Genomic DNA, 20,689 nt, shown 5'->3' with positions numbered 1-20,689 from the left:
ATATTAATAGAAGTTAGTTTGTCTGCATACTTCAAGTGGTTTTGCCAGCATTTCACCTATAATAGGCGACTGATTTCTGGCGGATTGTCTGTATGACATCGACCAGCATACTTGGCAAAACGCTTATTGACCACTGAATTCATGCGCAGGAAACCCGTATTATCTCATTCACCGCTGTTGTTTCCTACTATCCCGGCGATTCTGGTGTCGGTTCTTGTGCCTGCCTATTTTTCCCAGGCGATGGCGCAGACCCAGACTTCAGGCATCACTGCCGAGGCTCAGGTACAAAATCAGCTGGACGAAAAATCGCAGAAAGAGAAACTGCAGCTTGCTAAAGCAAAACAGGACGATAAAAACGCGCCTGTGACGATACGCGCCGAAGCCTTCAATGGCCGGCCAGAACGCTTTATCAAGTTTGAACGCGATGTCGAAGTCATCAAGGGCGGTACGAAGCTCAATTCGGACGAGGCCATGTACAGCAATCTCGACGATGAGGTAGATGCGTCCGGCAATGTGCGCATGAATCGCTATGGCGACTGCTACAGCGGCGACACCATGCGCCTGCAACTTGATTCGGGTGCAGGATTCGTCAGCAACCCGGTCTACCGGCTCTTGCGCAATAATGCCCAGGGCCATGCCAAGCGCATTGATTTTCAGGATGAAGAGCGCTCCATCATCACCAGCGGTACCTACAGCACCTGTGAAGGCCTGAACCCTGACTGGTACCTGCAATCCGACACACTGAACCTGGATACTGGTCTTGACCGTGGTGTGGCTGGCAAATCAGTGGTGTATTTTCTTGGCATGCCTATCCTGGCGACGCCTTCACTGACTTTCCCTTTGTCGGGGGCGCGCCATTCTGGCTTTCTGCCACCTATCATGGGGGCGTCATCCAAGGGTGGGCCAGAACTGACAGTGCCGTATTATTTCAATATTGCGCCCAACCGTGATTTGACGGTCTACCCCAAAATGATTGCCAGACGCGGCCTGCAACTGGGGCTGGAAGGGCGTTATCTGGGCGAAACCTATTCAGGTGAAACCAGTGTTGAAGGCTTGCTCAATGACCGCGTGACGGGTACCAACCGTTATGCGATTGCCTCGGTGCATCAGCAAAAATTGCTGCCGCAACTGGATTTTTCGTGGAATATCAATACCGCGTCGGATGATAATTATCCTACCGATTTTTCCCGCACTATTACCAAGACCGCCCAGCGCCTGTTGTTGCGTGAAGCTAATTTGACGTATTACGGCTCATTCTGGAACCTGGCACTCAGAACTTCGAACTACCAGGTCTTGCAGGATCTGGCTGCGCCAATTGACCGTCCTTACGACCGTTTGCCACAGTTGCAACTGCATGCAGAGCAACATGACGTAGGTGGTCTGGACTGGTCCATGGATTCCATTCTGACGCGCTTCTGGCATCCGACCCTGGTGCGTGGTGACCGTATGGTGATCAACCCCAGCGTGTCTTTGCCACTGGTGCAGGCAGGTGCTTTCATTATCCCGAAAATTTCCTTCCACGCGACCAATTACCATCTGGTGAATCCGGCCCCTGGGCAGGAATCTGATTTCCATCGCGCCGTACCGACTTTTTCTGTCGATAGCGGCCTGGTGTTTGAACGCAAGACCCGGATGTTTGATACCGACCTGACGCAGACGCTGGAGCCGCGCCTGTTCTATGTGAACACGCCTTACCGCGATCAGTCGAACATGCCGAATTTTGACAGCGCGGTTGCCGATTTTAACTTTGCCCAGATTTTCAGTGAAAACCGTTTCACCGGCCAGGATAGGATAGGTGATTCCAACCAGATCACGGCGGCCCTGATTTCGCGTTTTATTGAGGGTAATGGCGATGAAAGCCTGAAACTGGCCATAGGCCAGCGCTTTTATTTCAATACCCAGAAAGTCACGCTGGACAATACCGTCAGCCCAAGTCGTTCTGATCTGTTGCTGGCAGCCGTAGGCAAACTGTCATCTACCCTGAGCGGCGAGATGGCCCTGCAACTGAGTCAGACTGACCGCCAGTCAGTGCGTTCCAACTATGGTATCCGCTGGCAGCCTTCACCTAAAAAGGTGCTGAACCTGGCCTACCGTTATCAGCGCAACACGCTGGAGCAAGTGGATCTGTCGGCACAATGGCCAATGGCCGATCGCTGGTACATGGTGGGGCGCAGTAATTATTCCATCATGGATAAACGCATGGTGGATGGCTTGCTGGGCTTCGAATACAAGGCAGATTGCTGGTCCCTGCGTTTCCTGGCGCAACGTTTTGCGACGAATAGTGTCAATAACACGTCGGGCTTCTCAATTCAGCTGGAATTGAATGGCCTGGCCCGTCTGGGCTTCGGTGGCAATCCAATTGATGCCTTGAGGAAAAATATTTCGGGTTATCAGCCGATCAACGAACGGTAGATATTTTTTGCTGTAATAACAATTGTAGTAGCCGTCACCGGTGATTGAATGGCCTGCGCTGTTTATGAAACGGGTGCTAACGTGTATATTGCAACTTTTGCCCGGTGTCGATGTTCAGACACGTGACCAGGCGTAACAGGATTTTGGATCGATATGCGACATTTATTGCAAATGAAACAATGTAAATTTCTCTCAGTATTCGCGGTTTCTGTCGGCCTGCTTGCCAGCCCGGCAGCGTGGTCACAAGTTAAAATCAATCCACTGCTCACACCTGCACCTGTCGTCAAGCCCAAGCCAGCGCAGACCAACGGCAAATCGCAAGTCATCAATACCATCGTGGTGGTGGTGAATGATGAAGTGATTACCCGCCAGGAATTGAATGAACGCCTGGTGGCCGTAGAAGCAAATCTGAAAAAGCAGGGCACACCCTTACCTGACCGTGCTGATTTGCAAAAACAATTGCTTGAACGCATGATTGTCAATCGTGCGCAAATGCAGCTGGCAAAAGAAAATGGCATGCGTGTTGACGACGTGATGCTGGACCGCACCATGTTGCGTCTGGCAGAGCAAAACAAGATGTCCATGACCGAGTTCCGCAACCAGATCGAACGCGAAGGCACGTCCTACGCCAAGTTCCGTGAAGAAATGCGTGACGATATCCTGATGCAGCGTATCCGCGATCGTGAAGTTGACAGCAAGATTCAGGTATCTGAAACAGAGATCGATAACTACCTGGCTGCAGAAGCCAATTCCAAGGTTGGCAAGCAGGAATTGAATCTGGCACACATCCTGGTCAGCATTCCGGAAAACGCCTCGTCTGAACAAATTGCCCTGCGCCGCAAACGTGCTGAAGAAGTGCTGGAAAAACTGCGTGGTGGTGCAGACTTCGCCAAACTGGCAGTGACTTATTCTGACAGTTCCGAAGCGCTCAAAGGTGGCGACATAGGCTGGCGTGAACAAGACCGCTTGCCACAATTGTTTGTTGACGCCATCAGCAAAGTCAAGGTCGGCGAAGTATCCGATATCGTGCGCAGCCCGAATGGTTTTCATATTGTTAAAGTCAATGGCAAGCGTGCCATGAATGACAGCAAGGCGGCAGCCGTTGAGCAACAAACCCGTGCCCGCCATATCCTGCTGAAGGTCAGCCAGATCGTGACTGAAGCAGAAGCACGTCAAAAATTGATGGAATTCAAAAGAAAGATAGAAGCCAAAGAGGCGACTTTTGAAGACCTGGCCAAAGCCAATTCCGTCGACGGTTCTGCCTCCAAAGGCGGCGATCTGGGCTGGATTTATCCAGGCGTCACCGTACCTGAATTTGAACAGGTCATGGATAAGCTGTCCATCAACCAGATCAGTGACCCGGTCACGACACAGTTTGGTGTACACATCATCCAGGTACTGGAACGGAAAACCGATGAATTGTCGAAAGACCGTCAGCGTATCGCCGCCCGTCAGGCAGTACGTGAACGCAAGGCTGATGAAGCCTTGCAGGACTGGCTGCGCGAAATTCGTGATCGCGCATATGTGGAATATCGTCTGGACGACAAATAATGCCAAAGCCCAGTTTGCCGGTGATCGCGGTGACCGTAGGGGAACCAGCCGGCATCGGGCCTGAAATATCCATCGCCGCAGCCTGGCAGCTACGGCACGAAGTAAGACCGGTCCTGATAGGCGATGCTGCCTATCTCGCCATGCTTGCGGCGGAGATCAATCCTGACATCAATCTTATGGGTGTGTCCTTACAGGCACTGCGCAATCAGGGTTTGCCCGCCTGTGGCACAGACCGGATGACGGTGATTGATAGTCCCCTGAATGCCCATGTGATTGCCGGCCATCTGGATGCGCGCAATGGCCGTTCTGTCTTGCAAACCCTGGATGTGGCCATTGAAAGTGTGCAGCAGGGCTGGTGTGACGCCATCGTCACGGCTCCCCTGCAAAAAAGCACGATCAACGATGCCGGCGTTGCTTTTAGCGGGCATACCGAGTATTTTGCCGAAAAAACCAATACCTCGCGTGTTGTCATGATGCTGGCGAGTGAAGCCAATGCCCAGTTGTCGCAGCCTTTAAGAGTTGCTCTGGCAACCACGCATCTACCCTTGCGGCAAGTGGCTGATGCCATTCAGTTTGATGATTTGTTGCGTACGCTGGAAATTATCCATGCTGACCTGCGCGACAAGTTTGGTATCGCGGCACCCCGCATACTGGTGGCCGGGCTGAACCCGCATGCAGGTGAGAATGGTTACCTGGGCCGTGAAGAAATTGATGTCATCATGCCCGTCATCAGACAGGCACAGCAAGCTGGCATGCAAGTCAGCGGTCCGTATCCGGCCGACACCCTGTTCCAGCAAAAATACCTGGAACAGGCCGACTGCGTGCTGGCCATGTATCACGATCAGGGCTTGCCGGTATTGAAACATGCAAGTTTTGGATTAGGGGTGAATATCACCCTGGGTTTGCCGCTGATACGTACTTCGGTCGATCACGGCACCGCACTGGACCTGGCGGCACAAGGCGTCGGGCATGCTGATATCGGTAGTATGATAGTCGCCATACGTGTTGCGGCCAGCATGGCAAAAACGCATTAGCATCTTGTTCTGGCAAAAGGCCAGAGCACACATGTTCCAGCCTCAAAGAAATAATATGAAACATATCCCACGTAAACGTTTTGGTCAGAATTTTTTGACTGACGATCTGGTATTGAGCCAGATCATTCGCGCCATACACCCGCAGCCCGGCCAGACCATGGTCGAAATCGGCCCCGGTCTGGCCGCCATGACACGCCTGTTGCTGGCAGATCTGGATCACCTGCACGTGGTGGAACTGGACCGCGACCTGGTGGCGCGTCTGAAGAAAAATTTCCCCGTAGAAAAATTGACAGTGCACGAGGGCGATGCTCTTGCATTTGATTTTTCCGGCATCAGCGTGCCAACCGGCCAAAAGCTGCGCGTGGTGGGCAATTTACCGTATAACATTTCCAGCCCGTTGTTGTTTCATCTGGCTGAATTTGCGCATCTGGTGGAAGACCAGCATTTCATGCTGCAAAAAGAAGTGGTGGAGCGCATGGTCGCCGAACCAGGCAGCAAGACCTATGGCCGCCTGTCTGTGATGTTGCAGGTACGCTACCACATGGAATTGATGTTTATCGTGCCGCCAGAAGCCTTTGATCCGCCACCCCGGGTGGAATCTGCCATCGTACGCATGATACCCAAGCCGGGTGCCTTTCCCTGCGACATCAAAAAACTCGAAGAAGTCGTCACCAAGGCGTTTTCCCAAAGGCGCAAGGTAGTACGCAATTGCGTCGCCGGCATGCTGACAGAAGCTGATCTGGTCGCGTGTGGGGTTGATCCTCAGGGGCGTCCGGAGACCTTGTCGCTGGAAGCTTATGTTGCCATGGCGAACTTGCTCAGCTCGCGCTGATAACGCAATCTGGCATGCCTAAAACCCTGGTTGTTTCCAGTTCTTGCGGCGATCAATCAAATACTTGAGCGGCCTGTATGATTTCGTCAGCAGGTTGTTCATGTTCTGCAACACCGTCGCCGGATTGAAAGGCTTGACGATAAAGCCGCTGGCCCCACTCTTGATGGCTTTCATCACGGTTTCCTTCTTGTTGCTGCCGGTGACCATCAGTACCACGGTTTCCGGTGAGATTCTCTTGATGTGGTCGAGTATCACCAACCCGTCAATATCGGGCATCATGACGTCCAGGCACACTACTTCGGGGATGGTTTTCTCCATCCACTCAATAGCGGTGAGGCCATTGTTGGCTTCTCCAATGACATTGAATTGTTCACTCTCAAGGATATGACGCAGCATAGAACGGCTGATGTCATTGTCATCCACAATCAAGATACCGATATCCTGTTTACTCAGCATGATCATCCTTTTTGTCAGGTTAGGGCGTGTTGACATATCTTTTGGGTAAGCAAATGGGTTTGAAACCTTGTCTGGCTAGGCGTGCGGAGCGCTGCTTGGTAATCCAAGTGAGCGACGCACAACAACGCCAGGCGAGGTTTCGGACCCATTCCCTCAGGGTTTCACCTAGGCGGCCCCCGCCTAGGTGAAATGCTTTGCCTAAAAGATATGTCAACATGCCCTAATCTTGTTGATGTTCTTGCCCTATGTTATTTTGGTCACAGAGGTGCAGCGATGTAACATAGGTTAACACAGCCTGATGTTGATTTTAACAATAATTGGCTTCGCTGCATGCATAATTGATCAGGCTTAATTTGAGCTCAGTTTGAGCTTAGTTACGGCTCACCCTTACCAGCCCAGGAAGAACATGAATATCACCCATACGCCTGAATGGCAGGCATTGCTGGCGCATCAACAGCGACTGGAAAAAAAGCATCTGCGTGAATTGTTTGCTGCCGATGCACACAGGTTTAGCCATTTTTCGGCCGAGCTGGATGGTTTGCTGGTGGATTATTCCAAGCAGCGCATAGACCAGCCAGCCCTAGATAGCCTGATGGCGCTGGCGCGCCTGTCGAATCTGGAAAGCTGGCGTGACCGCATGTTTGCTGGTGAGAAAATTAATATCAGTGAAGACCGGGCCGTGTTGCATACCGCTTTACGCCACACCGATTTCACCCCTTTCCCGAATGCTGAGCATGATGTCATGCCGCAGGTTCGGGCCGTGCGCAAGCAGATGCGCGACATCGTTGAACGGGTGCGCAGCGGCTTGTGGCGTGGTTTCAAGGGCGATGCCATACAGAATATAGTCAACATAGGCATCGGTGGCTCTGACCTTGGACCCAAGCTGGCGACCCGTGCGCTATCTGCCATGCAGCATCCTGGGCTGACTTTTTATTATGTATCGAATCTGGACAGTGCTCATCTGGCTCCCTTGCTGGAAAAGCTTGATCCGCGCACGACCCTGTTCATCGTCGCTTCCAAAACCTTCACCACGCAGGAAACCAGCATCAATGCCCAGACTGCCCGCACCTGGCTGATGGCTGCCGCGATGGAAGAATGGGCAGTGGCCAAACATTTTATCGCCGTCACATCCAGTCCCGACAAGGCGCATGAATTTGGCATTCCTGACAGCAATATCCTGCAAATCTGGGATTGGGTCGGGGGGCGCTATTCGCTATGGTCCGCCGTTGGCCTGTCGGTCGCGCTGGCTATCGGTATGAGTGGTTTCGAGCGCATGCTTGCCGGTGCCGAAACCATGGACAAGCACTTCCGTCAGGCACCGCTGGAAAAAAATCTGCCTGTGCTGCTGGCCCTGATTTCTATCTGGAATACCAATTTCCTCGGTGCCGAAACGACAGCCATCCTGCCGTATAACGAATCGATACGCCATTTGCCCGCCTTTTTGCAGCAACTGGAAATGGAATCCAATGGCAAGACCGTCAGCCGTGATGGCGAAGCCCTGACCTGCCGTGCCAACCCCATCGTCTGGGGGGAGATCGGCGTAAATGGCCAGCATGCCTTCTTCCAGTTATTGCATCAGGGCGGCTGGCTGATCCCTTGTGATTTTGTGGTAGCCGCTTCCAGTGATTATCCTTTGCCGGGTCACCAGGCACCCCTGCTGGCAAATTGCCTGGCCCAGAGTGCAGCACTGGCATTTGGCAAGACTGAAACGCAGGCAAGGGAAGAGCTGTCGCAGGCTGGCCTTAGCGATGCACATATCGCCAAGCTCTTGCCGCACAAGGTATTTGCTGGCAACCAGCCATCCACCACCATCCTGATGCCAAGCCTGGACCCTTTCCAGTTAGGCATGTTGCTGGCCCTGTATGAACACAAGGTCTTCGTGCAGGGCGTGATCTGGGGCATCAATTCTTTTGACCAGTGGGGCGTGGAACTAGGCAAGCAACTGGCCAATAAGCTGTTACCGGCGATCTTGGGTAACCAGGAATATGATTCGAATCTTGATACATCCACCAGCGGCCTGATTGCTTATTTCCGCCGGCATGGGCACGTGTAGGTGTGCAGCTTGGTATTTGAAGACCGGCACAGGCAGATTGCAAGATAAAGTTAAAACTCCTCGAAAGCCTGTTTGTAATGTTGACGCACGGCATCTCAGTTGATATAAAGAAACATCATTATTTCAATTCAGGATGTGCCTATGTGGACCGGTATTTTGAGTATCGTTTCTGTTGTTGTGGTTGTCAGCATGGTGGGTCTGATTCGCGCGATGAACAAGGAAGCACGTCGCCCGGATTACAAGAATTGAATTGTTGACTGGTGAAGAATTAAAAAAACGCAGACCTTGGTCTGCGTTTTTCATTGGTGAAGTACACCACTGGTATCACGGTATCAACGTATCACCAGCTGCCAGTATTCGGCATCGATGCCCATGGTTCCGCCGGGGCCAGTGCTTCACCCGCCTGTAACAGTTCTATCGAGATATTGTCAGGCGAACGTACAAAGGCCATGTGGCCATCACGTGGCGGGCGGTTGATCACAACGCCATGGTCCATCAGACGCTGGCAAGCCTGGTAGATGTCATCCACATGGTAAGCCAGGTGACCGAAGTTACGGCCGCCGGTGTATTCTTCCGGGTCCCAGTTATAGGTCAGTTCCACCTGGGCGTCATGGTCGCCTGGCGCTGCCAGGTACACCAGGGTAAAACGGCCTTTTGGGTATTCTTTTTGATGCACCAGTTCCAGTCCCAGTGCATCGCGGTAAAACCGCATGGAGGCGTCGAGGTCGGTAACACGGACCATGGTGTGCAGGTATTTCATGTGTGCTTTCTGAAAATAAGGATGGCTGTGAGGCTGTCACCGCAGCTACTTTACGAGCAATGGCTGCGGTCTCAGATTCAAAATTGTAGCGTATTCTCAGAAAATTATTTGATGCACACTATCCTGACCTGCTTCATGTCGGTCAGCCCGGACAAGACTTTTTCTATGCCATCCATTTTCAGGGTCAGCATGCCATCGGCCAGTGCCGCCGTCAGCAATTCTGAAACCCGGGCATGATCCTGTATCAGCTTTTTGACGATGTCATTTGCCACCATCAGTTCATGCAGGCCCAGCCGGCCTTTATAGCCATTGGTGCAATGCTCGCAACCGACCGCCTTGTACAGTGTGAACTTGCCTTGTTTGTCGCCATACAGTGACTGCCAGGTGGTAAACACTTTTTTCTTGGCTTCCAGCGCATTCTTGGTAAAGGCTTCGGTATTGAGCAGTTCCACGCAGTATTCGTCGAGCAGGTCCTTCATTTCTTCCTTGCCCGGGTGGTAAGCCACTTTGCATTTGCCACACAGACGCTTGGTCAGCCTTTGCGCCAGGATGCCCAGCAGGGCATCGGCAAAGTTGAACGGGTCCATGCCCATGTCCAGCAGGCGCACGATGGATTCCGGTGCGCTGTTGGTATGCAGGGTTGCCAGCACCATATGGCCTGTCAGCGAGGCTTCCAGACCGATGGCGACGGTTTCCTTGTCGCGCATTTCACCCACCATGATGATGTCAGGATCAGCCCGCAGGAAGGCCCGCATGACAGTGGCGAAATCCATGCCTGCCTTGCGGTTGACCTGCACCTGGCGCAAGCCTTTCTGGGTAATTTCTACCGGGTCTTCTGCCGTCCAGATTTTGGTTTCTGGCGTATTCAGGTGGCTTAATACCGAATGCAGGGTGGTTGTCTTGCCCGAGCCGGTGGGGCCGCAGACAAAGAACAGGCCATAGGGTTTGCTGACGACCTGTTTCAGACGTTCAAGGTTGTACGGCAGGATGCCCAGTTTATCCAGCGGAATAGGTTCGCCAGCGGCCAGGATACGCATGACCACGTCTTCCATGCCACCCGAAGAAGGTATGGTCGCCACCCGCAATTCGATATCGTAGGGGCCATACTTCTTGAACTTGATCTTGCCGTCCTGTGGCTTGCGGCGTTCAGAGATGTCCAGATCACACATGATCTTGATACGTGCCAACAGCGAATTACGATAGCTGGCAGGTATTTCAATATACGGCGACAGTGAACCATCCTTGCGGAAGCGGATCAGAGTTTTTTCCTTGCCAGGGCGGGGTTCTATATGGATGTCGGATGCACCTTGCTGGTACGCATCGATGATGATCTTGTTGATCAGCTTGACCAGTTCATTCTCGACTGCAGCCGAAATTTCCACAGCGGATTGACCACCACTGTGTTCTTCGTCTTCATCTTCCATGCCCGACAGCAGGTCATCCACCGAGCCGGTATCGGCCACGCCACCAAAGAACTGGTCTATGGTCTGGCGAAATTCTTTTTTTGTCGTGACCCTGTAATTGATCTTCGAGGTGGCAAACACATGATTCACCACGTGGGTAGTGTTGATGTGCTCGGGATCAATCGCCAGCACGGTCAGGCCATTCTGGTCTTCCATGATGGGTAGCCAGGAATTTTGCTCCACATACTGGCGCTTGAGCCGCTTGACCAGATCGACCGGTACCAGGCGTTCAGGCTTGAAAGGCTCGTAAGGCACATTGAAATATTTTGCCAGCGCCTGGCCCAGACTGGAAACGGGGATATCAAACTCGTCAGTCAGCACATCTTCCAGATCTTGCAGGTTCCTGCGGGCTGAACTGACGGCCAGTTCCAGCTCTTGCGCCGAAATAATTGCCTCGGATACCAGAAAGTCAAATTTGGTACGTGGCGTGTTGGTCGGCAAAGCCTTGCTTTTTTGCGAAAAAGCAACAGCCAGGGTTTCGCACAGGGCCTGTACACCTTCTGCTGCAATATCGGTAAAGGCATCGCCAAAGCGGTGATTAATGAATTGCACCACACCCAATAAATCCTTGTTTTGCCCATCGACGATCGGTGCCACCAGCATTTGCTTGGTGCGGTAGCCGGTGCGCTGGTCGACGGCACGCTGGAATTTCAGTGTTGGAGAATGCGAGCGCAATTCGTTTTCATCATACACATCACGCAGACTGATCATGCTACGCGTGAGGGCGACATGGCCGGCAATACTTTGTTCAGAAATTGACAGACGCAGGTCCTTGAAGGAATTCAGGCCGGTCTTGATTTTGGAAATCAGCGTGGTTTTGTCTTGGGCGACCACATAAATGGTCAGGCGATCACAGTCAAAGAGGTCGCAGATATCCTGGGACACATCCAGCATGATCTGGTCAAGCGCATCCGCCCCATGAATTTTATTGGTCAGCGCCTGCAGTTTTTTAAAGAACAGCAGGCGATGGTCCACGCCTTCTTTGGGTGCATGTGCGATGTTGCCGGTAACCGCCATTCTTTTTCCTTGATTAGTCTACTTGCTCAGCTAAATTATGAGGCAGGCAGTGCTTGTCTGATCAATAATCTCACCACTGTTGTATGCAGGTGCGCTGCCTGAGTACCAGTTTGTACAAAAATGTATCATGGAAGTGCATATATGACCAGAATGCAAGAGATTTCCCCCAATGTTGGGCGCATAATTTTTGGGATTGATGCGGTTTTTTGCTGAATACGACCCCATTCCTTGTCGTTTATTGTTCTGGCATGATGGAAAAGGCCGCAAGTCCGTGGTTTGACCACCACTAAATTTCGTTGCCCACAAAGAAAGTGTTAAGCTAGGCTATCGCAGTTTGCCTGACCTGGGCTGGATTTTTCCTGGGGCGTTTTCCGTATGCACCATGGGCTTTAATTCATTGCCGAACAACGACTCACTATTTCTGTGTTTATGAAATTAAAAATTCTTGGCTGCGCAGGTGGTATCGGCGGAAAAGAGCCAAATACAACCAGTATGCTGGTGGATGATGACGTGCTGGTCGACGCCGGCACCGGTCTGGCCAGCTTGAGCATAGAGCAACTGGTTGCCATCGACCATGTATTCATCAGCCACTGCCATCTCGATCACGTGGCTGGTCTGGCCTTGTTGATGGATGCCGTGTTTGGCAAAAGAAGTACACCCGTCACCGTACACGCTACGCCGGAAGTGGTACAGGCATTGAAAACCCATATCTTCAACTGGGTGATCTGGCCTGATTTTTCCAGCTTGCCCAATGCAGAACAGCCATCCATGCGATTTGAAGAAATGCTGACTGGCAGCACGCTGACCCTGGGTGACAGAAGCATCCGTTCATATCCGGTCAATCATACACCGGGTTCGGTCGGGTATTGGATCAAGAACCGCGACGCCGGTTTCTTATTCACTGGAGATATGGCGACCACCCCCGATTTGTGGGCTGCAATGAAAAATGAAACAAGCTTGCGCAAAGTGATCGTGGATTGTTCTTTTCCGGATGCCGAAGCAGAACTGGCGCACATATCCCGGCATTTTTGTCCGGGAGCATTATTGCAGGATATCCAGGACCTGCCAGAGGCAGTGGATTTTTTGATCTACCACCTTAAGCCAGGGCAGGAAACACAGATCATGTACGAACTGGAAGCGAAGCGCCCAGGAAAATTTACCGCGTTGCGGGCGGGCGACAGTTTTCAATTTTGACGTTACTGGTCAGCCGCTAGCCGTGGGCAGTTTTTGAAACAGTTTTTGAAACAATTTTTAAAACAGTTTTTGTAGCATTTCCTAGATTTGGAGAAAGTGATTATGACTGCATTAAGCAGTGACGAGATTGCAAAGCGCCTGGAAAAACTCACAGAGTTAAGTCTGGAGCTGAGTAATAATCACGACATACCATTATTGCTTGAAAACATATTGCGGTCGGCGAAAAGTATGACCTATGCCGATGGTGGTACTCTGTATCGCACCAGCAAGGACAAGAAAAGCCTGTGCTTCAATATCTCGTTGAATGACAAACTCAACATGTATCAGGGTGGTGTTAAAGGGCAGGCGGTGGATATCCCGAATATTCCCCTGATCGATGACAATGGCATCAAAAACCTGAATGCCGTGGCAGCCTATGCAGCCAACTACAAACTGTCGGTGAATATTCAGGACGTGTACACCGTTGGCGTGTTCAATTTTTCGGGTACCCGCAATTTTGACCAGCAATTCAGTTACCACACCAAATCCTTGTTGACCGTGCCCATGCATGATCATGAAGGAGAACTCATCGGTGTGTTGCAACTGATCAATGCTACCGACCCTGAGACCGGTGAGCCATGCCCATTTACCGAAACCGACCAGCGCTTTATTGAAGCACTGGCATCCCAGGCAGCGATTGCCCTGACCACCCAGCAACTTATTTCGCAACTGGAAAATCTGTTCGTATCGCTGGTGCACCTGATCAATATCGGCATTGATGAAAAGTCTCCACATACCGGCAGGCATTGCCAGCACGTGCCCGAACTGACCATGATGCTGGCCAGTGCCGTGCACGAAACCAGGGCTGGCCCGCTGGCGCATTTTGTCATGACAGACAAGGACCGCAAGGAATTGTGGATGGCCGGCATTCTGCATGATTGCGGCAAGATTTCCACCCCAGTCCATGTGGTTGAGAAGTCGACCAAGCTGGAAACTATTTTTGACCGCATACACCTGCTTGATACTCGTTTTGAAGTCTTGAAGCGCGACGCGGAAATTCGGGTCTTGAAAAGCAAATGCTCACTCTACCAGGCTGATGTCAAAAATGAAGTCCTGGCGGCTGAACTGGACCATGATTTACAGACAGAACTGGCCAGAATAGAAGAGGCGCGGCAATTCTTAAAAAAATTGAACCTGGGTTCAGAAAGAACCAGTCAGGAAGACCTGGACAGAATCGCTGAAATCGCCAACTGGCCATGGGTCGCCCCCGATGGCACCAGAAGTACCTTTCTCAGTGTCGATGAAATGGAAAACCTGTCTGTACGCGCCGGTACCCTGAATGCGGCAGAACGGGCCATCATCAATAACCACATCATCACCACCATCAAGATGCTGGAAGCCTTGCCCTGGCCCAAGCACTTACAGAACGTGCCTGAATATGCCGGCGGGCATCATGAACGCATGGACGGCAAAGGTTACCCGCGTGGCCTGCGTGGCGAGCAGATGTCAGTACAGGCCAAGATCATGGCGATTGCCGATATCTTTGAAGCACTGACCGCCAAGGACAGGCCCTACAAAGACGGCAAGACCCTGACTGAATCCCTGCGCATACTCGGCAGCTTTGCGCTGAACGGCCATATTGACCCCGACCTGTTTGACATCTTCGTCCGCAAGAAAGTCTACCTGACCTATGCCGAAAAATTTATGGATAAGGCGCAGATAGATAATGTGGATGAGAGCGGTATACCAGGTTATAAACCCTGAGGGTTGATGACGTAGATGGTTTTTGAGGCGGAGGCGGCTTGCTAAAAAATATCAGAAAACAGGTGCCCTGGATAATCGGTCTGGTGGTGACCGTGTTGGTTGCCTTGCAGGCCAATGCTATTTTTCCGGTAAGACTGGTCAACCTGATCGATTTTTTTGCCTATGACGTCAGGATGCGTCTGGAAGTCCCGCAGCTCAATAAAGATATCATCATCGTCAACATCGACGAAAAAAGCCTGACTGAGGTTGGTCAATGGCCTTGGAAGCGCTCGGTCGTGGCGGATCTGATCAAAAGATTGACGGATGATTACCATGTGCGCGCCGTGGGTGTCGACGTTGTTTTTCCTGAGCCAGATGGCAGCTCTGGTTTCCAGATACTGGAGGGATTGGCGAAGAAAGAATTAAAAGACGACAAGGGCTTTGCCGAACAGGTAGCCAATCTGAAGCACCAACTCGATTTTGATGACCGCCTGACCAAAGCATTTGAAAGTCGCCCCGTCGTGCTGGGCTATTTTTTTTCAGATGATAAAAAAGCGATCAGCAAAGGGGCTTTGCCCAAACCTGCCTTGTTGCAAGCAGAGCTGGGTGGTCGTGATGTCGAATCGGCAGAATATTTTAGTTTTATCGCCAATATGCAGCAGCTTCAGGATGCTGCCATAGCAGGTGGCTTTTTGACCCCAACGCCAGATTCTGATGGGGTCATACGCAGCATACCTCTGCTGGCAAAATATAAATCAAATTATTATGAAGCCTTGTCGCTGGCCACTGCCAGGGTGGCACTGAATGCGACCAGGCTGAAACCAAAATTTTCCAAAGATGCCGAGAGCTTGCAGGCAGATGCCAGCAAGGATGACGAAATTGAGGCTATCGTACTGAATTCATCACCACGCAAGACGATTCCTCTGGAACCCTTGTTGAGAAGTCTGATTCAATACAAAGGCAAGGGTGGCCCGGATGGTGGACGGTTTACCTATATATCGGCAACTGACGTTTTAAAAAAACAGCTACCTGAAGCTGTTCTCGCAGATAAAATCATCTTGATTGGTACTACGGCAGTAGGGCTCAAGGATTTACGGACGGCACCTGTGGGTATTGATTATCCTGGCGTTGAGATGCATGCCAATGTGATTGCTTCGATACTGGATAATGATTTCAAGGTCAGGCCCAGTGATAGTCGCAGCATAGAATTGATACAGGTCATTTTGCTGGGCATTGTCCTGACGTTTGCACTCATACGCCTTAAGCCAGTGTCGGCAATTTTGTTCACGCTGTCATGTCTGCTGGCAGCCATCGGTTTTAATTATTGGATGTATCAAAGTTTTGATAAGGTGCTGCCGTTGGCAACGCCGTTGCTGTTGATATTTTTACTTTTCCTGTTTGTGTTTGGCTGGAATTATGTGGTTGAATCACGCCGCTTGCGGGGCGTGGTCAGACGCTTTGGCGAATATGTGGCACCTGAATTGGTAGCCGTGATGGCTGATGAGCCTGACAGCTATACCATGGAAGGTGAAAGTCGTGAGCTGACTGTCATGTTTTCGGATGTGAGGGGGTTCACCTCTATCTCTGAAACCCTGAGTGCAGTTGACTTGCGCGAATATATCAACATTTATCTGACTGCGATGTCGGAAGAAATCCGTGGTAACCGGGGCACGCTTGACAAGTACATAGGCGATGCCGTGATGGCCTTCTGGGGCGCGCCGGTGCGCCTGACTGATCACGCCAGACGATCGGTAGAAAGCGCGTTGAAAATGCAGGTGACAGCGCAGCGTTTGAGTCAGGAATTTGTCCAGCGTGGCTGGCCCGCCCTGAAAATAGGTATAGGTCTGAACACTGGTGAAGTACGCGTGGGCGACATGGGTTCTAAAATTCGTCTGGCTTATACCGTGATGGGTGATGCCGTCAATTTGTCATCCAGACTGGAAGGCGTGACCAAGCTATACGGCGTGGGTATTATCGTCGGTGAAGCGACAAAAAATGCTGCACCAGAATTTGCTTATCGTGAACTGGACAGGGTCAGAGTCAAGGGTAAGACACAACCTATTTCCATTTTTGAACCCATCATGGAATTAGCAAATCTCGATGCAGACACGACAGCAACTCTGGATCTGTGGCATCGCGCACTGAACAGTTTCCGTACCCAGCAATGGCATGAGGCAGAGGTACTGTTCAAAGACTATCTGCAAACCCATGCAGCCGATGTCGCAGCCCAGGTTTTCCTGGAACGTATAGCGTATTACCGTGACAACCCAGCACCTGCCGACTGGGATGGCGTTGCCACCTTTGCCAGCAAGTTCAGCGAATAATTGCAGGCACTTTTATTGACCGGTGTGTGATGCTGTCTTTATCCGCAGCAGGTAATAACTGAGTACGCCCAGCGCAATGCCCCAGCAGGCTGATCCCAGACCCAGCAGGCTGATATTCGAGGCGGTGACGATAAAGGTGATCAATGCAGCCTCACGTTCCGAGGTTTCCTGCATAGCATTCACCAAACCATTCTGTATCGCACCCAGTAAAGCCAGGCCGGCTACCGTGGTCACCAATGCATGCGGCAGATGCAGGAACAGCGTGGTCAGTGAACCGGCAAAGCTGCCTATCAACAAATAGAATACCCCGCAGGCGAGCCCGGCTACCCAGCGTTTTTCTGGTTGATGATGCGCCTCTGGCCCCGTGCAGATAGCCGCAGTAATCGCCGCCAGGTTAACCCCATGTGCGCCGAATGGTGCCAGCAACAGACTGGCCAGGCCGGTACCGCTGACCAGTTTACTGCTGGGGGCGTGTTCATAACCCGCAGCGCGCAGGACAGCAACGCCGGGTACCTGCTGGCCGGTCAGGCAAAGCAATGCCAGTGGCAAGCCCAGGCTGAGCAGGGCGCTGACAGAAAATTCCGGTGTAGTCCAGGCCGGCAGGGTCAGACCGGCCTGCCAGGTGACAGTCGCTGTATTGGCTGCTGAATTCGCCGCTATATTTGCTGCATCTCCCCAGCCCAGCACGCTCCAAAGCAGTACCCCGGTTAGCAGGGTTAGTACGATGGCATAGCGGGCAGAACGTTTTTTGTAAAACAGATAGGCAATGAACATCAAACCCACAAGATACGGCGCGCCATGGGCTTCACTGCGGGCGCTGGCAAACACATCGACACCAAAGCGCATCAGTATGCCGGCCAGCATGGCGGCACACAGGCTTTTCGGGATGTGCGCCATCAGTTTTTCAAAAACCCCGGTGGCACCGATGAGGAAGATAATGGCTGCTGCAAACAGATACGCAGCAATCGCCTGGTTATACGCTACGGTTGCCAGTGCTGTCACCAGCAAGGCCGCGCCGGGTGTATTCCAGGCACAGATGACCGGGATTTTATAGCGCCAGCTCATCCACGCACCAGACAGGCCCGAACCGATAGAGACTGCCCATAGCCATGAACTGGTTTGCGCAGATGTCAAGTGAGCTGCCTGTGCTGCCTGTAACATCAGCAGCATGGGACCGGCGTAAGAGATCAATACGGCAATCAGGCCAGCCAGCACGGCAGGGAACAGATCAACCGCCCTATGAGTAATACCCGGCTTGACATTGCTGGCAGGAGAGTGAAGTGGGCTGGTGGCAGGGGATGATGTGTGTGATGTAGTCATGTGCCAAGTCTAGTGCAGCAGCGACTGATATTTGCTTACAGTGCCAGACTGATTTATGCTGTACAGATTGAATAGGAGGGCATCTGTTATGCAGCACAGTTACAGGCAACTGGCACAGGCATTGGACAGCGATATCCGGGCTGGCCGTTATCAGGTGGGTGAACGCCTGCCTTCCGTGCGCGAATTCGCCAGCTTGAAGCAGCTTAGTGTGTCCACCGTCATACGTTGTTATCGGTATCTCGAAACCCAGGGGCTGGTAGAAGCGCGCAGCAAGTCTGGCATGTATGTAGCGGACTGGAAGGTTCGTGCAGCGGATCAGGCGAGGGCAGTCACATCGAAAACAAAGCTGACACCGCCGGCGGTTGAATATGACAAACTGGTGTCGCTGCAACACCGCATGACAGAACTGTATTCGCTGACAGCGCAACCCCTGCAACTGGGCCTGCATCTGGCCAGTGCCGCACCCGAATGGTACCCCTGCGACGCCTTGGCAAAAATTGCCCAGCGCCAGCTCAGGCAAAACCCGATGCTCATCGGCGTGTACCCGGGTGGCACTGGCTTACCTGCATTGAAGACCGCATTGATTCAATGGCTGAAAACCTCTGGTGTCGACCTTGAGGCGTCAGACCTGTTGATCACCAATGGCAGTACCGAAGCCCTGAGCGTAGCCCTGCGCGCGGTGGCGCAGGCAGGCGATACCGTCATTGTTGAATCGCCCGTCTATTTTGGTTTGCTGCAAATGCTGGAAAACCTGGGCATCAAGGCGATAGAAGTGCCCTGTGTGCCAGGCCAGGGCATCAGTCTGGAAGCACTGGAATATGCACTCGAACATCAGACGGGCGTGCGTGCCGTGGTGGCCATGCCCAATTTCCAGAATCCGCTAGGTTGCAGCATGTCTGAAAAAAACAAGAAGCGTCTGCTGCGCCTGATAGAACAGCATGACCTGGCATTGATAGAAGATGATGTATTCGGCGACCTTTCGCATTTGCCGCATTTGCAGCATAGGCCGCAAGCCATCAAGGCCTGGGACAGACAGGGCAGGGTAATCTATTGTGGTTCATGCAGCAAGAGCCTGGCACCGGCTTTCCGCGTAGGCTGGATTGCCGGCGGGCGTTACCAGGCCAGGATCAATTCGCTGAAACTCAGCACGTCCCTGATCACGCCCTTGTTTGAACAGGCGGTACTGGCAGAATTCATGCAATCTGGTGCCTTGCCTTCGCATTTGCGCAAATTGCGTGAACGACTGGCCGCGACCATACCACTGGCGACGGCAGCGATACACCGCTATTTTCCAGCCGGGACACAGGTCATCAGCCCTGCTGGCGGCTGGTGGTTGTGGCTGGAATTGCCGGAACATATCGATACCCTGGCACTGCTACGCCAGGCAGTCAGCGTCGGCATTGCGTTTACGCCGGGCAGCCTGTTTTCTGGCTCTGGCAAATATGCGAATTATCTGCGCCTGAATATAGGACGGCCCTGGGGACGTGAGATGGAACAGGGGATGAGGCTGCTGGGCAGGCTGGCGCAAGATGTCTCCTGATTCAGATTCGCCCGGCTGCTAGCAGAGCCTTATCCCATTCCGGCACCGGCTGGTATTCTTCCACCAGAAAATCAATCAGAGCCCTGACTTTCGGCGCTACTTTGTGGGTAGCCGGGTACAGGGCCGTAAAGTCGTTCAGTGGTAATGCCCAGTCTGTCAGTACGGGGATCAGACGGCCTTCCAGCAGATCACGCCATGCTAGAAAGCTCGTGTCATACACAATGCCCAGACCCCGCAGTGCAGCCTGGTGCAAAACCTTGCCATTATTGGATGAAAACCCCGGTGTAATGTCGATGGCAAGATGCTCACCTGCGCGTTCAAAATGCCAGGTATTACCTTGCGTCAGGTGGCTGAAATGCAGACAGCGGTGTTGCAGTAATTGTTCTGGGTGTGCTGGCATGCCATGTTGCGCCAGATACGCTGGGCTGGCGCACAAGATGCCACGACAGGGTGCCAGGCGGCGCATATGCAGGCCACGGCTGTCCGGTATGCCGCCGACCCGGATGCTGAGGTCAAAACCATGCTTGAACGGGTCGAGTAAATTGTCGTCTACATGCAGGGTAGGTTGCAGCCTGGGATGCAGCAGTGCAAAGCGGGCCAGGGCATCGGCCAGCCATTCACTGCCAAAACTGCTGGGTGCCTGTATGCGTATGCCACCCGCCAGTTCATGACCCGCCTGGCTGATCACCAGACGTGCCTGTCGTGCCTGTTCGACACTGGCGCTGCACGGTTCCAGATAAGCCTGGCCAAGTTCAGTCAGGCTGACTTCACGGGTGGAGCGGTGCAGCAGGCGTGCCCCCAGCTCTGCTTCCAGCTGCATGATGTGCTTGCTGACCATGGCGCGACTGATACCCAGATGGCGTCCGGCCGCACTGAAGCTGCGCTGGCGCGCCACCTCGACAAAGATTTCCATTGCTTTTAACTGGTCCATAGAGCGATTGTCTATATATTGGAGACAATCTGTCAACCATTGTTGGTGTTGTAAGAGACAAGTTGTATTCGTTACACTTG

14 protein-coding genes are annotated in these 20,689 nt (G+C 52.5%); 9 read left to right on the top strand and 5 right to left on the bottom strand.

The window, feature by feature from the left end; translation table 11 throughout:
• The first annotated feature begins 141 nt into the window (after window positions 1-141).
• From ACO0LK_RS05970 to rsmA, 4 genes are all read left to right on the top strand, one after another.
• Window positions 142-2,412: an LPS-assembly protein LptD gene (locus tag ACO0LK_RS05970; RefSeq protein ID WP_422973125.1), complete on the top strand. Its 2,271-nt coding sequence runs from the start codon at window positions 142-144 to the stop codon at window positions 2,410-2,412.
• A 171-nt stretch (window positions 2,413-2,583) separates the two neighbouring features.
• Window positions 2,584-3,963 (top strand): peptidylprolyl isomerase, encoded by a 1,380-nt coding sequence (locus ACO0LK_RS05965; protein ID WP_422973123.1) that lies wholly within the window; start codon window positions 2,584-2,586, stop codon window positions 3,961-3,963.
• Window positions 3,963-4,997 (top strand): 4-hydroxythreonine-4-phosphate dehydrogenase PdxA, encoded by a 1,035-nt coding sequence (gene pdxA / locus ACO0LK_RS05960; protein ID WP_422973121.1) that lies wholly within the window; start codon window positions 3,963-3,965, stop codon window positions 4,995-4,997. Before ACO0LK_RS05965 ends, pdxA begins: the two co-directional genes overlap by 1 nt.
• Window positions 4,998-5,052: 55 nt before the next feature.
• Window positions 5,053-5,829, top strand: coding sequence for a 16S rRNA (adenine(1518)-N(6)/adenine(1519)-N(6))-dimethyltransferase RsmA (rsmA, locus tag ACO0LK_RS05955; protein ID WP_422973119.1), 777 nt, complete (start codon window positions 5,053-5,055; stop codon window positions 5,827-5,829).
• Between the two features lie 18 nt (window positions 5,830-5,847).
• Here the strand turns inward: rsmA and ACO0LK_RS05950 are convergent, their stop codons facing one another.
• The gene (locus ACO0LK_RS05950) at window positions 5,848-6,285 is read right to left on the bottom strand and encodes a response regulator (protein ID WP_422973117.1); all 438 of its coding nucleotides are present in this window, start codon (window positions 6,283-6,285) and stop codon (window positions 5,848-5,850) included.
• 406 nt (window positions 6,286-6,691) lie between these two features.
• On the opposite strand from ACO0LK_RS05950, the gene pgi reads away from it, so the two are divergent.
• Window positions 6,692-8,338: a glucose-6-phosphate isomerase gene (gene pgi / locus ACO0LK_RS05945; protein WP_422973115.1), complete on the top strand. Its 1,647-nt coding sequence runs from the start codon at window positions 6,692-6,694 to the stop codon at window positions 8,336-8,338.
• Between the two features lie 340 nt (window positions 8,339-8,678).
• Here the strand turns inward: pgi and ACO0LK_RS05940 are convergent, their stop codons facing one another.
• Window positions 8,679-9,098, bottom strand: coding sequence for a VOC family protein (locus ACO0LK_RS05940; RefSeq protein WP_422973113.1), 420 nt, complete (start codon window positions 9,096-9,098; stop codon window positions 8,679-8,681).
• A gap of 104 nt (window positions 9,099-9,202) precedes the next feature.
• Complete coding sequence (locus ACO0LK_RS05935; protein ID WP_422973111.1) at window positions 9,203-11,578, bottom strand: ATPase, T2SS/T4P/T4SS family; 2,376 nt, start codon at window positions 11,576-11,578, stop codon at window positions 9,203-9,205.
• 429 nt (window positions 11,579-12,007) lie between these two features.
• Between ACO0LK_RS05935 and ACO0LK_RS05930 the strand changes: the two genes are divergently transcribed.
• The 3 genes from ACO0LK_RS05930 to ACO0LK_RS05920 all read left to right on the top strand — a co-directional run bounded on the left by ACO0LK_RS05930 (window position 12,008) and on the right by ACO0LK_RS05920 (window position 16,818).
• A complete protein-coding gene (locus ACO0LK_RS05930; protein ID WP_422973109.1) occupies window positions 12,008-12,772 on the top strand; it encodes a 3',5'-cyclic-nucleotide phosphodiesterase in 765 nt (254 codons plus the stop codon).
• Window positions 12,773-12,874: 102 nt separating this feature from the next.
• A complete protein-coding gene (locus ACO0LK_RS05925) occupies window positions 12,875-14,515 on the top strand; it encodes a GAF and HD-GYP domain-containing protein (protein ID WP_422973107.1) in 1,641 nt (546 codons plus the stop codon).
• 38 nt (window positions 14,516-14,553) lie between these two features.
• A complete protein-coding gene (locus ACO0LK_RS05920) occupies window positions 14,554-16,818 on the top strand; it encodes a CHASE2 domain-containing protein (RefSeq protein WP_422973105.1) in 2,265 nt (754 codons plus the stop codon).
• 12 nt (window positions 16,819-16,830) lie between these two features.
• On the opposite strand, the gene ACO0LK_RS05915 is transcribed toward ACO0LK_RS05920, so the two are convergent.
• On the bottom strand, window positions 16,831-18,138 hold the full coding sequence (locus ACO0LK_RS05915) for a benzoate/H(+) symporter BenE family transporter (RefSeq protein ID WP_422973103.1): 1,308 nt from the start codon (window positions 18,136-18,138) through the stop codon (window positions 16,831-16,833).
• Window positions 18,139-18,226: 88 nt separating this feature from the next.
• Here ACO0LK_RS05915 and ACO0LK_RS05910 point away from each other — a divergent pair, with 88 nt between their 5' ends.
• The gene (locus tag ACO0LK_RS05910) at window positions 18,227-19,678 is read left to right on the top strand and encodes a PLP-dependent aminotransferase family protein (RefSeq protein WP_422973101.1); all 1,452 of its coding nucleotides are present in this window, start codon (window positions 18,227-18,229) and stop codon (window positions 19,676-19,678) included.
• A gap of 1 nt (window position 19,679) precedes the next feature.
• Here ACO0LK_RS05910 and ACO0LK_RS05905 read toward each other — a convergent pair whose 3' ends face one another.
• The gene (locus tag ACO0LK_RS05905) at window positions 19,680-20,609 is read right to left on the bottom strand and encodes a LysR substrate-binding domain-containing protein (protein ID WP_422973099.1); all 930 of its coding nucleotides are present in this window, start codon (window positions 20,607-20,609) and stop codon (window positions 19,680-19,682) included.
• Window positions 20,610-20,689 lie beyond the last annotated feature (80 nt).

The sequence above is a fragment of the Undibacterium sp. Ji49W genome (assembly GCF_049340205.1).
In the GTDB taxonomy this organism is placed as follows: domain Bacteria; phylum Pseudomonadota; class Gammaproteobacteria; order Burkholderiales; family Burkholderiaceae_D; genus Undibacterium.
Note: the sequence above shows the minus strand (reverse complement) of the source record. Positions and strands in the feature narration are given on the sequence as shown.

Bases quoted from the DNA above. Each gene is read 5' to 3' on its own strand.
- pgi (WP_422973115.1), top strand. From the start codon at position 6,692: ATGAATATCACCCATACGCCTGAATGGCAGGCATTGCTGGCGCATCAA.
- ACO0LK_RS05950 (WP_422973117.1), bottom strand. From the start codon at position 6,285: ATGCTGAGTAAACAGGATATCGGTATCTTGATTGTGGATGACAATGAC.
- ACO0LK_RS05965 (WP_422973123.1), top strand. From the start codon at position 2,584: ATGAAACAATGTAAATTTCTCTCAGTATTCGCGGTTTCTGTCGGCCTG.
- ACO0LK_RS05925 (WP_422973107.1), top strand. From the start codon at position 12,875: ATGACTGCATTAAGCAGTGACGAGATTGCAAAGCGCCTGGAAAAACTC.
- ACO0LK_RS05970 (WP_422973125.1), top strand. From the start codon at position 142: ATGCGCAGGAAACCCGTATTATCTCATTCACCGCTGTTGTTTCCTACT.
- rsmA (WP_422973119.1), top strand. From the start codon at position 5,053: ATGAAACATATCCCACGTAAACGTTTTGGTCAGAATTTTTTGACTGAC.
- ACO0LK_RS05930 (WP_422973109.1), top strand. From the start codon at position 12,008: ATGAAATTAAAAATTCTTGGCTGCGCAGGTGGTATCGGCGGAAAAGAG.
- pdxA (WP_422973121.1), top strand. From the start codon at position 3,963: ATGCCAAAGCCCAGTTTGCCGGTGATCGCGGTGACCGTAGGGGAACCA.
- ACO0LK_RS05915 (WP_422973103.1), bottom strand. From the start codon at position 18,138: ATGACTACATCACACACATCATCCCCTGCCACCAGCCCACTTCACTCT.
- ACO0LK_RS05910 (WP_422973101.1), top strand. From the start codon at position 18,227: ATGCAGCACAGTTACAGGCAACTGGCACAGGCATTGGACAGCGATATC.
- ACO0LK_RS05905 (WP_422973099.1), bottom strand. From the start codon at position 20,609: ATGGACCAGTTAAAAGCAATGGAAATCTTTGTCGAGGTGGCGCGCCAG.
- ACO0LK_RS05935 (WP_422973111.1), bottom strand. From the start codon at position 11,578: ATGGCGGTTACCGGCAACATCGCACATGCACCCAAAGAAGGCGTGGAC.
- ACO0LK_RS05940 (WP_422973113.1), bottom strand. From the start codon at position 9,098: ATGAAATACCTGCACACCATGGTCCGTGTTACCGACCTCGACGCCTCC.